This is a genomic window from Methanohalophilus sp. DAL1 (assembly GCF_001683555.1).
Classification (GTDB): Archaea; Halobacteriota; Methanosarcinia; order Methanosarcinales; family Methanosarcinaceae; genus Methanohalophilus; species Methanohalophilus euhalobius.
In genome coordinates this window covers 24,335-35,441 of sequence record NZ_MAFX01000015.1, presented here as the reverse complement: position 1 = coordinate 35,441, position 11,107 = coordinate 24,335, and the positions used below count along the sequence as shown (strand labels likewise).

The 11,107-nt window shown below is 44.0% G+C and carries 15 protein-coding genes; 5 read left to right on the top strand and 10 right to left on the bottom strand.

Annotated elements, in window-relative coordinates:
* Positions 1 to 178: 4Fe-4S binding protein (locus A9957_RS04295; protein WP_292343300.1), on the bottom strand; the 178-nt coding region annotated here is incomplete at its 3' end.
* Between the two features lie 268 nt (positions 179 to 446).
* Between A9957_RS04295 and A9957_RS04290 the strand changes: the two genes are divergently transcribed.
* Complete coding sequence (locus A9957_RS04290; protein WP_096712051.1) at positions 447 to 854, top strand: hypothetical protein; 408 nt, start codon at positions 447 to 449, stop codon at positions 852 to 854.
* A 75-nt stretch (positions 855 to 929) separates the two neighbouring features.
* Here the strand turns inward: A9957_RS04290 and A9957_RS04285 are convergent, their stop codons facing one another.
* The 4 genes from A9957_RS04285 to glnA all read right to left on the bottom strand — a co-directional run bounded on the left by A9957_RS04285 (position 930) and on the right by glnA (position 5,676).
* On the bottom strand, positions 930 to 1,670 hold the full coding sequence (locus A9957_RS04285) for a hypothetical protein (protein ID WP_292343298.1): 741 nt from the start codon (positions 1,668 to 1,670) through the stop codon (positions 930 to 932).
* Positions 1,671 to 1,674: 4 nt separating this feature from the next.
* Positions 1,675 to 3,189, bottom strand: coding sequence for a glutamate synthase-related protein (locus tag A9957_RS04280; protein ID WP_096712053.1), 1,515 nt, complete (start codon positions 3,187 to 3,189; stop codon positions 1,675 to 1,677).
* Positions 3,186 to 4,241 (bottom strand): glutamine amidotransferase family protein, encoded by a 1,056-nt coding sequence (locus tag A9957_RS04275; RefSeq protein ID WP_096712054.1) that lies wholly within the window; start codon positions 4,239 to 4,241, stop codon positions 3,186 to 3,188. Before A9957_RS04275 ends, A9957_RS04280 begins: the two co-directional genes overlap by 4 nt.
* Before the next feature lie 88 nt (positions 4,242 to 4,329).
* The gene (glnA, locus tag A9957_RS04270; protein ID WP_292343297.1) at positions 4,330 to 5,676 is read right to left on the bottom strand and encodes a type I glutamate--ammonia ligase; all 1,347 of its coding nucleotides are present in this window, start codon (positions 5,674 to 5,676) and stop codon (positions 4,330 to 4,332) included.
* Between the two features lie 173 nt (positions 5,677 to 5,849).
* Between glnA and A9957_RS04265 the strand changes: the two genes are divergently transcribed.
* Positions 5,850 to 7,313 carry a radical SAM/SPASM domain-containing protein gene (locus A9957_RS04265; protein ID WP_096712056.1) on the top strand — a complete coding sequence of 488 codons (1,464 nt, stop codon included), beginning with the start codon at positions 5,850 to 5,852 and terminating at the stop codon, positions 7,311 to 7,313.
* A 545-nt stretch (positions 7,314 to 7,858) separates the two neighbouring features.
* Here A9957_RS04265 and A9957_RS04260 read toward each other — a convergent pair.
* Together A9957_RS04260 and A9957_RS04255 are read right to left on the bottom strand one after the other, a co-directional pair.
* The gene (locus A9957_RS04260; protein WP_292343296.1) at positions 7,859 to 8,248 is read right to left on the bottom strand and encodes a transposase; all 390 of its coding nucleotides are present in this window, start codon (positions 8,246 to 8,248) and stop codon (positions 7,859 to 7,861) included.
* Between the two features lie 242 nt (positions 8,249 to 8,490).
* Positions 8,491 to 9,027 (bottom strand): carbonate dehydratase, encoded by a 537-nt coding sequence (locus A9957_RS04255; RefSeq protein WP_292343295.1) that lies wholly within the window; start codon positions 9,025 to 9,027, stop codon positions 8,491 to 8,493.
* A 253-nt stretch (positions 9,028 to 9,280) separates the two neighbouring features.
* Between A9957_RS04255 and A9957_RS10580 the strand changes: the two genes are divergently transcribed.
* From A9957_RS10580 to larC, 3 genes are read left to right on the top strand one after another with little or no spacing between them, the layout of a single operon-like run.
* Entirely contained in the window at positions 9,281 to 9,658 is a 378-nt protein-coding gene (locus tag A9957_RS10580; protein ID WP_367121771.1) for a hypothetical protein, read from the top strand.
* Between the two features lie 35 nt (positions 9,659 to 9,693).
* Complete coding sequence (locus A9957_RS10575) at positions 9,694 to 9,864, top strand: hypothetical protein (RefSeq protein WP_341539126.1); 171 nt, start codon at positions 9,694 to 9,696, stop codon at positions 9,862 to 9,864.
* A 14-nt stretch (positions 9,865 to 9,878) separates the two neighbouring features.
* Positions 9,879 to 10,040, top strand: a complete 162-nt coding sequence (larC, locus tag A9957_RS04245; RefSeq protein WP_123151355.1) for a nickel insertion protein — start codon at positions 9,879 to 9,881, stop codon at positions 10,038 to 10,040.
* 133 nt (positions 10,041 to 10,173) lie between these two features.
* On the opposite strand, the gene A9957_RS04240 is transcribed toward larC, so the two are convergent.
* From A9957_RS04240 to A9957_RS04230, 3 genes are all read right to left on the bottom strand, one after another.
* A complete protein-coding gene (locus tag A9957_RS04240; RefSeq protein WP_164908998.1) occupies positions 10,174 to 10,314 on the bottom strand; it encodes a hypothetical protein in 141 nt (46 codons plus the stop codon).
* Positions 10,315 to 10,405: 91 nt separating this feature from the next.
* On the bottom strand, positions 10,406 to 10,648 hold the full coding sequence (locus A9957_RS04235; protein WP_096711328.1) for a KEOPS complex subunit Pcc1: 243 nt from the start codon (positions 10,646 to 10,648) through the stop codon (positions 10,406 to 10,408).
* A gap of 2 nt (positions 10,649 to 10,650) precedes the next feature.
* Positions 10,651 to 11,103, bottom strand: coding sequence for an rRNA maturation protein (locus tag A9957_RS04230; RefSeq protein WP_292343293.1), 453 nt, complete (start codon positions 11,101 to 11,103; stop codon positions 10,651 to 10,653).
* Between the last annotated feature and the right edge of the window lie 4 nt (positions 11,104 to 11,107).

The following is an 11,107-nucleotide window of genomic DNA, read 5'->3' as shown; positions in this document are numbered from 1 at the left end:
CACCGCAGGGAACACCATCAGTGGCCTCCTTGCAGTAGCCATTGCTGGAGGGTTTTATGGATTCTTCTCCCTTTTTGAAATACAGGGCATCTGCAGGACATACCGCCACACAACCCCCGCATCCGCTGCAACGATTTGTATTCCAGACTTTTTCCTTAAGATCGAGGTAGTTTCCCATGATGATCACATACATTTGACTAGGTTGGTTGTAAGGAAAGAAAACACTGTCCTATTTCGATATAACTTTTTCTTGTTTCTGATGGTAATGCGCTTTCTGGATACTGGGTTAAACAGAAAATAGAAATTAAAATTATGGTTAATAAATCAGATCCATCAAATTGTTTTATAAACCATGGAGTAATTTTATTGCAATATACACAGTGCAACTTTCATGTGCAATTATCCAATAAATAGTTGCATATGATGGCATATGAGTTTGAATCAAAATGCAAAAAAGAAATTCAATAATTGTGGGGTTACTTTTATTTATTTTAATTGGAATAGTATTGGCCATTCCAATTCTCATTTTCCAACCTGAGCCTGGCCCGCTTGCATTCGGTGTCGATAATGTGGATAATACTGAACATAATGTCGTTGTAGAGATATTTGATTCTGACAACCAATCTATATTTTATGAATCCTATTTCCTTAAATCAGGAGACAGGACCGATCTTCAGTATATTAAGGGGCCTTTAGGTGTGTATAGGTTTGAAGTCACTCTGGATCAGGAAACCAAGCGGATTCACATGGCAGAGATACGATATGCACGAGATGTGAGCGGCTCTGATCTCGTGTATATAGACATCGTGAACAATACTGAAAATCCTATTGAATTTGGTATTGCTGTTCCATAAAGTCATTTTTGTTGCAATTGTTTCTCTGTTGCACTATGTGTCGTCAAAGAGGAATGCATGAATTAATCATGCAGTTCACTCCCAGACATATTTGCCCGCAAAAGGCCTGCTGCTTGACGCGACTATTTTTGTGTATTTTGTATCCAGATATTTTTCCGGGTCGATTTCAAAAGATCCGCAAAACTCTTCAATATAAGGACTTATCTTTTCCAGATCCTCTTCTGTGAATTCCGTGATCCTGGCACCCACGCCAAGCTGTCTTTCTTTCAATTCACCTCGCAGGATGATCTCACCACCGTGAATTCCACTGCCAACACCTCTGCCTCCAAAAGGATTGCTACTCTTGCCCAGGACAATTATTACTCCCCCGGCCATGTATTCTCCCAGGAATGAACAGGCATTGCCTCCAATAACCAGGATGGGTTTATGATCCTCTCCATATTCCTTCATATGAATGCCTCCTCTGTAACCGATATCGTCTCTCACGAATACTTTGCCGCCTCTCATGCTGTGGGCCACGGCATCTCCTGCACTGCCATGGATAACGATCTTTCCGCTGTCCATGGTATTACCGGGTGCGTGGTCGCAGTTGCCTTTAACGATACAGGTGGGGCCGTTCATGAACATTCCAAGGTCGCCACCCGGAACACCGTTGATCCGGATGGTAACTTCTCCTTTTAACCCATCTGCTATGAATCGCTGGCCAAGTACATTATCCACGATTATCTCAGTAGTACCCTCTGAAACAGCTCTGCGTATCTGCTGATTCAGGGGTGTGTAATGAAGTCCTCTTGCATCTATGTGTACTGGTTCCATTTGATCAGGCCCCCACAGGCTTTACCTGCAACACATCCAGGGTGCCTTCATCCAGCATATAGCCACGCAGCCTGCTACGATTACCTCTCAGGCTTTCTATACTGTTGATTCCGGCTGCACCCATGAGTTCACTGAGCTCCAGGGTCCAGGATTTAATTAGATTTGCAACATGTTCGGACTCAACTTCCGGATCAAGCCGGCTGACAAGGTCTTCCCTCTGGGTGGCAATACCCCAGGGACACAAACCACGGTAACAGTTTCCACAAACCCGGCATCCCATTGAAATCAGGGCTGCGGTTCCGATATAAACTGCGTCTGCACCAAGGGCTATGGATTTGGCAATATCTGCACTGTTGCGAATTCCCCCGCTGGCAATAACAGATACCTTGTTACGGATACCCTGATCATTGAGTTTCTGATCGACACTGGCAATCGCTGCTTCTATGGGAATGCCCACATTATCCCTGAAGACTTTCGGAGCTGCCCCGGTGCCTCCACGGAAACCATCTATAACCACTGCATCTGCAGAAGATCTTGCAATACCAGCCGCCACAGCTGCGACATTATGCACAGCTGCAATTTTTACGAAAACCGGTTTCTTCCATTCGGTTGCTTCCTTGAGGCCTCTTACCAGCTGTGCCAGGTCCTCTATGCTGTAGATGTCATGGTGGGGGGCGGGGCTTATCGCATCGCTGCCTGCAGGTATCATTCGTGTGCAGGAAACATCCGTGCACACTTTCTCGCCGGGTAGATGTCCCCCAATACCGGGTTTTGCTCCCTGTCCAATCTTGATTTCTATAGCGGCTCCCCTATCAAGGTAATTAATATCCACGCCGAACCGTCCGGAGGCCACCTGCACTATGACATTATCCTGATATGGATAAATGTCCTTATGCAGGCCACCTTCCCCGGTTCCCATGTATGTGCCGGTTTTGGCTGCTGCCTTTGCAAGACTTAACTGGGCATTGAGGCTGATAGCACCATAACTCATATGTCCGATCATTATCGGGGTCTGCAATTCCAGATTTGGGGATAGTTTGGTATTGAGTTTAATCTCCCCGTTTTCCTGCTTCCTTATATCAAGTTTTGAAGGTTTTTGCCCCAGGTAGGTACGTAATTCCATAGGCTCACGCAGGGGGTCTATACTCGGATTGGTTACCTGGCAGGCATCCAGCACCAACCTGTCGTAGATTATAGGATAATCCTTGGCATTTCCCATTCCCGCCAGGACGATCCTGCCACTTCGTGATTGGTTTATGACATCCTCCCGGGCTTGCGGAGTCCATAAGGGATGGCTGCGGTAATCAACGGGATGCTCACTGAGATTGATGGCATCCCGCGGACACATTGAAATGCAACGGTGGCATGCTGTGCATTTGCGTGAATCGATCAGGATATTGCCGTCATCCTCTTCCCGGAATACACCATAGGAACAATTATACACACACCTCATACATTGCATACATTGCTGCCTGTCTATCTGTATACGGTATTTCAGGGGTACACTTCCCAGGCTCATGTTACAACCCTCCCGATTACCGGCTCACCAGCACCCGGCATGTGGATATCCTCCACCTGGGGGTCCATGGTTCGAATTGCGGCTTCCTCACTGGATATGTACAACCTCGAACCGTGTTCCCCAACTACCAGTGGCCTGAGTTTTATCCTGTCAGTGAACCCTACTATGCCATCATGAGTGGCCACAACTATTGCGAAGGGGCCATTCATGAGAGCCGGGCCATAGGTCAGGCGAATTGCTTTGTTGAGTTCACGCTCTTTATCATTCATTTCATCGATCTCATCCCAGAAAGGCGGAGCCATTGCTTTTACAATGATCTCTGATGGTAATTCGTGATGTCTGCCGAGCAGGTCGAACAGGTATGCAACAACCTCGGTATCTGTATACATTGTACACTGGTAACCATTGCTTTCTACATATCTCTGATTTGTCCCGTAGGAAGTAATCTCTCCGTTGTGTACCACCGACCAGTTCAGCAGGTTAAAGGGATGTGCTCCTCCCCACCATCCCGGGGTGTTGGTGGGATAACGGTTATGTGCCAGCCAGATATAACCTTCATATTCATCAATTTTGTAAAAATTTGCCACATCTTCCGGCCACCCTGCGGCCTTGAACACTCCCATATTTTTCCCGGAGGAAAATACCAGGGCTCCTTCGATAGTCGAGGAATTAATTTCCATGACCAGATATTTGACGATATCTTCATCCGGTGTGAGACTTCCGGTCATAAGATCAGTATAGGGTTTGAAGAAGTATCTCCAGGGAACATGACTCCTTTTCAGGTTGGGTTGTTCCTTTGTAGGAATTTCTTCCTGATGGACGACGCGTCCCCATTTCTGGATAATATCATCAACTTTTGATTTTGGCTCCACAAGATTATCAAAGAATATGTGCAGGGCATAACAGTCTTCAAAATCGGGGTATATGCCATATGCAGCATAACCTGCACCTTCACCACTGCCACGCTCATTCATAAGGCTGAGGGCTTCTTTGATTCCCGAACCATTCATTTTTTGTTTCTGTCTGTCAATAACTCCTATTATCCCGCACATCGGCATCACCTTGTTATGATATGTAAAAGTGTGTATAAAGTGTATGTATCTAAAAAAATTTGGGCGGGACTTCCTGTGAAATCCCTGCTTAAAGTACACCAAGGTAGGTATCCAGTTCCCACTGGTGTACTTGGGCCTTATAATCATCCCATTCCTTATTCTTGGCACATAGGTAGTTGTTGAAAAGGTGGTCTCCCATGGTCTTTTTAACAAATTCACTGCCTGCCATTTCGTCTATCGCTTCCTTGAGGCTTCCTGGAAGAGAATTGATCCCCATGCCTTCTCTCTCCTGTCCGGAAAGTTTGAAGATATTGTGGGTTACTGCTTCTCCAGGGTCGGTTTTGTTCTTGATTCCATCCAGGCCTGCAGAAAGCATGGTTGCAAAGGCAAGATATGGATTACATGCCGGATCAGGACACCTGAGTTCTACCCTTGTACCCTTGCCCCTGGTTGACGGGATGCGTATCAGGGAACTGCGGTTACTGTCCGACCAGGTTATGTAGATGGGCGCTTCATATCCCGAGACAAGTCTTTTGTAAGAGTTGACAGTTGGGTTGGTTATTGCCGCGAATTCCCTGATATGTTCCAGCAGTCCGCCGGTGTAATACCTGGCTATGTCGGAGAGTTGGTTTGGAGTATTCGGATCAAAGAATACGTTTTCGCCATCCTGTGACATCAGGGATTGGTTGGCGTGCATTCCTGAGCCGTTTACACCGTAGAGTGGTTTCGGCATGAAGGTTGCATAGTAACCGTGGTGGTTTGCTATGGATTTGACCACATACCTGAATGTGATTACATTATCAGCTGTAGTAAGGGCATCCGAGAACCTGAAATCGATCTCGTGCTGTGAGGGGGCAACTTCGTGGTGTGATGCCTCGAGCTTGAATCCCATGTGTTCCAGGGCATAGTCAATTTCCCTGCGCACATCCTGGGCCATGTCAAGGGGTGCAAAGTCGAAGTAACCGCCTTTATCGGTAAGTTCGGTTGTGGGATTGCCTTCACTGTCCAGTTTGAACAGGAAGAATTCAAGTTCCGGTCCCACATTCATGGAATATCCCATGTCCTGGGCTTCCTTAAGGGTCTTTTTGAGAATGTAACGTGGATCTCCCTCGAAGGGGTTGCCATCCGGCAATTTTACATCACCTATTATACGCGCAACAGCTCCTTCGGTTGGTCTCCAGGGCAGGATACGGAATGTTGAAGGGTCGGGCATTAGCATCATGTCCGATTCCTCAATGCGGGTGAATCCTTCGATTGAAGAACCATCGAACATCACTCCTTCATCGAATGCCTCATCCAGGTCTTCGGAAGGAATTGCCCAGCTCTTGATAATTCCCATTGTGTCGGTGAACTGGGTACGTATAAACTTTACATCATTTTCGACGACCGCTTCAAGTACGTCTTCTTTGGTCTGTATCTCTGGCTTATGTTTCATTTCTCTCACCCTTCACAGGAATGCAGTAACCACTTACCGTATTACTTATATATAAAGATAACTACTGCATGCAAACAAATATAAAAAAAATATTTAAGCAATCTCATTTCATATAGATAGGGGGTACCAGGAAAACGGTCAGATTATATGAGTTTGATTCTTGGTAGAAAACTATGGATTATTCATCAAAAGCACAGACTGAAGAAATGGCATCTCTTGTAGAAACATGGTTAGGTAATCCTGCCACACGCAAAGTTCTCAGCAAGGTCGTTGCCGGATCTGATGGCATGCAGCGAATGGAAAGAATCCTGAAATCTTACGGGTGGGATACGGAGGATGATCTTGGCCTGAAGGACCGAATTGTCGGCAAAACGGTTAGAAGTATAATTGGACAGGTTGCCAATAAAACCGGCATCACAGAGGATGATATAAAGTCCAATATGAAGGTGGGTTACTGGCGCAAAGGGCTTGTCTCGACTCTGGCAGGTATTGGTTTGTGGGGTCCACAAAAGCCCTTCACTTCTTATGCACCCTTCCTGGTCGTCTGGAACTCTACCAATGCATGCAACCTTCATTGCAGACACTGTTACCAGAGTGCCATTAGCAGGCCCACACCGGATGAATTGAACACAGCTGAAAGGGTCAAAGTTGTGGACAGACTGGCAGATGAAGGGGTTGCCTATATCTCCCTGTCAGGGGGAGAGCCTCTTATGCGGAATGATTTTTTTGAAGTGGCTGCAAGAATATGCCAGAGGGATATGGGACTGGCTCTTGCGACCAACGGTACAATGCTAACGGCTGCACGGGCAAAGCGACTGGCAGATCTTGGTTGTTCCTTTGTCCAGATCTCTCTGGACGGTACCAGGCAAACTCATGATAATTTCCGTGGACTGGATGGAGCCTTCGATAAGACCCTGGAGGGTATCAAAAATGCAGTGGATGCGGGCCTGAACACTGAAGTAGCGATGACAGTAACCTCCCAAAACCTCGATGAGGTAAGTGAAGTGATTGATATCACTGAATCACTGGGTGCCGGCACCTTTATGCACTACAATTTCATCCCTGCCGGAAGAGGAAAGGAGATTATGAACAAGGATCTTTCTCCTCAGCAGCGTGAATCCCTTCTTGAGGAACTGGCCACAGAGGGGGAGAGAAGAAATATCAATGTACTTTCCACGGCTCCTCAGTTTTCACGGGTCTGCATGGGTGGGAGACATTCAATATCTTCATTGACCCACTTTGATTCGATCGGACAGAATAAACAATTGGCAGACAAAGTTGAATTTCTTGCGGAGTTTGTGGGAGGCTGCGGAGCTGGCCGTCTGTACTGCGGCCTCCAGCCAAACGGGGATATAATTCCATGTGTGTTCCTGCCAAAAACACTGGCAAACATCAGGTACAACAACCTTGTAGATGTGTGGCAAAACAGTGATTTTCTTGCAAAAATGCGTCAAAGGAATTCCTTTAAAGGGCAGTGTTCTGAATGTGCTTATTTGAAGGTTTGCGGGGGATGCCGGGCACGTGCATTTGGTTATTTCAATGATGTACAGGGGCCTGACCCCGGCTGTATACGGAATGCCGCTAGCTGGGATGAGCTGGAAAAGAAAATTGAGCACGATTCTGTACATCCTCTGTGAAAACAGTCGTTGTCGTTTGCCTCATCTTTATAACAAATGAAAATCTACTTCCCGGTAGGTGGATGATATCATGGCAAACTGGGTACGTATAAATTTTACATCATTTTCGACGACCACTTCATGTAGTCTTCTTTGGTCTGTATCTTTGGCTTATGTTTCATTTCCCTCACCCTTCACAGGAATGCAGTAACCACATACCTTGTTAGTAGTATATAAGACATTCTGTAACGATGGGCTTGACCATAAAGTCCACTACATTGTGGTCAATGGGATACATAATAGTTAAAAGGTCTACTTTATGGTCAAAACATTAACTCGGAAAACGCTTGCTTGTAATATGATAGGCAAAAATCAGGGAGTGATAAATTACAATATTAAGAGACTGTCGGATAATAGATAAAAAAGATCCCCTTTACTTCATTAAAGAGCAAATTTAAGGCTTAAATTCATTTTTTTGAGAAATTATCATCTATTTGTTTGACATATTTTCAATCCAGCTTCTTTCAATCCTTTTTTAAGCCTCAACTCTTTCATCCCTTCTATCTTTAACATATATCCCCACTCATTTTAATAAATCTCTTTAGATTAACTGCAATTCCTGTTAACATTGCCTGGATATTCATCTTCTCTTTCCCCCAGAACTTTGCTCTTTTCAGCCCATGAAATCTCTTCATCTCTCCCTGTTTTGGTTCGATATGTGCCCTCATTTTCATATCCCGTTTAAAATCTCGAGATTTACTGTATCTTTTAGCCTCTTCTAAAAAGGTATTGATTCTAAAAAGGTATTGAACTACTGCAGACCGTAGCATCATTTCAGGTGTGTTGGTTACAGGACGACCTTTGTTTGAACAATAGAGTTTTTCACATGTTTCATTGATGAACGAGAAATCAACATTTTCATTGATCTTATAAAGCAAATGGTTTTTGAGTATCAATTCGTAGACATCAGGACCATACACGAATGTTGTTTGCTTGGGTTTTGAACAGAATACATTTTAATCACGATAGAGTTAATTATTTCAGTTGATTATGGTTATATGATATAAATGTATCTCTTGGTTGTGATTATGCGACAGAAAATGAGTATATACAATAGAAACTGTATGATATGTGTCTGTAAGTAGTAGACTTTTCCGACAGCCTCAATGGAAGGGAATTAACCTTCCATATTTTTTGCTCAGTCACTATCCATCTTACGATAACCTTCAACAAGATCCAGGTTCACACTGGAAACTTTGTGTTTAAAATCCATTAGACCCTGATCGACCAATGGCAATTCTGTGACATCTTTCTCGCTCAGCACAGTGCGACCTACAGGCACACTTTTGGATGCCGGTAGATGGACACCCTGTACCGTAGCATTATGGAGTACCACCACATCATCTTCAAGGACACTGTCAAATACTACCGCACCAAAACCTATGAAACATCTTTTGCCCAACTGGCATGGTCCATGTACGATACACCCATGAGCCAGTGAGGTATCTTCATCGATAAAAACTTTAGACCCTTCAACGCCATGAAGAACCACATTGTCCTGAATATTACATCCTTTTCCGATAACAATAGATGCACTCGGTTCATCTGCCCGTATTACAGCATTTGGTGCTACAAGGACATCTGCTTCTATCCTCACATTTCCCATTACAACGGCACTGCCAGCAATCCAGGCACTATCATCGATTTGTGGTTTGTCTCCCGCTGGGTTTTTCATGATTATTTCTCCTGTTGTCCCTATAAAGGATAATTACAACTATAATAGATAGCCAAATATATGAATTATATTGTAATATATAATTCATTACAGGATAGAGAGGTCAGCAATAAATCTCAAAAATCTTCTTCAAAAATACAAAAATGGTGAAGTCGGAATTGATGACACCCAGGCCTGTATCCGGTCCCTGGGTTATGTTCCTGTATGTAATGTCGCCAACATCGATACCTTCAGGAAACACAGGACAGGCATCATGGAAGCAGTACTTGCAGAAGGAAAAACACCGGAAGATATTCTGGAAATTGCAAAAGCCCAGATTGAGGCAACCGGTCGTGTCCTTATAACCCGCCTTAACGAAGATCAAGCCTCATGTCTGGAAAATGAATTTGGCAGTGAACGGATAGATTGGGGAATCCATCGAAGGACTGCAGCTGTGCATGACGGGACACCCATGATAAAGACCGGAGATGTTGTGGCTATAATTTCAGCCGGTACTGCTGATATCAATGTTGCAGAAGAAGCACGGATGACGGCAGCGGAGATGGGATGTGAGACTGTGAAGATAAATGATATGGGAGTTGCCGCCGGCCGGGAGGATAACATTACCAACCGTGGTATCGAGCCTTTTTGATGTACCTGTAATAGGCCTGCCTGTATCCACCGGATATGGAAGAGGGGCAGGGTGAAGCTGCCCTGTATTCAATGCTACAGTCATGCTCGGTTCTGTCTGTTGTTAACATCGATGCAGGTTTTGTTGCCGGCTCATTCGCAGGCAGGATCGCAAATACGGTTGCTGATGCACGAGAACAGACTGATTCAGTAGTTATTGAGAATTAACAAGGCCGATCATCATGAAAATTCTACTGTTCGATCCGTTCTCCGGTGCTGCCGGAGATATGATTATAGGTTCATTGATTTCACTCGGCGCCGATGGAAACAAAGTAAAAGAGACTCTCGAATCAATACTTGATTACACCAGACAGTGGCATATTACATATCTCAGCAGAATATGATGATTGTAAAGAAGTCTCAAAAATTAGCGGAATTCCGGTCAGGGAAATTATAAGAAAAGCCCAAACAAAGGCCAGAGATAAATATGAATGAAATTCGAATTTCATTACCTTTAAACGCATGGGCCAATCTAAATTAAACTTTGTCTTCTTCATTTGATAGGCGACTTCCCTCGTAATAATCCTGCTGCTTTGCTATTTTATTGAATTTTTTGCAGGCACGAACCCATAAACAAAGAGGTCTCTCACTGTTTTTCTTACATGTTTTAAGAGCCATAAAATACCTCCAGATTAAATTTGAACAAGACTAGATTTAAAGTTTTTCACTGGATATGGATATTAAAAGTATGCATAAAACAGGGTGGAAATTAATTTAGTGATGTCAGAGTGACCATTTCAGATGCTACTTTGATAAGCCTATACCAGGTATTCAATGTGGACCTCATCGATATTAGGTCATCTGATGTAACTTTCATTATCAACTGATAGTCTTTGACATCTATTTCTATTGATGAACGATCTGTAACCAATCTATCCAATTCTGGTTTTACAGACAGGTACAATTTAAGGGCATCCGGAGTTTCAATGATTGTTTCTGAAGATGAATCCATACTTAATCATCCGTTGTCTTGAACCCCTTTATCTTTAGATTGAATAGATTATTGCCATTACAATAAAAGCTCATTAGGTCATCAGCTACCTGAATAGAACACCTGGAGTTATTATTACCCTCAGGTAATAAATCAGCGAGGAATCCTGCCAGTTTACCACTGCCTTTAATGGACGGCATACTGTCCTTTGAAGAGGATTTTTTGGGCTTGTCATAAAATACAACATTCATCCATATGGATAATTGCTGTTGCCCTTCACTATCCAAAAATGTCATACTGGCAGGATTGCCATGATATTGCCCTACAATAAGCAGGGTTTCAGCATCCATACCATACAGTATGTCCTCCAAACCACTTTTGCCCCTTGTGATATACTCGCAGTTAAAAAAAGATGCAAGATATTTACAAAGGGTACGGGTTGGAGGTGAAGGAGAGCGTGATGAGGAAATTAACATCCTC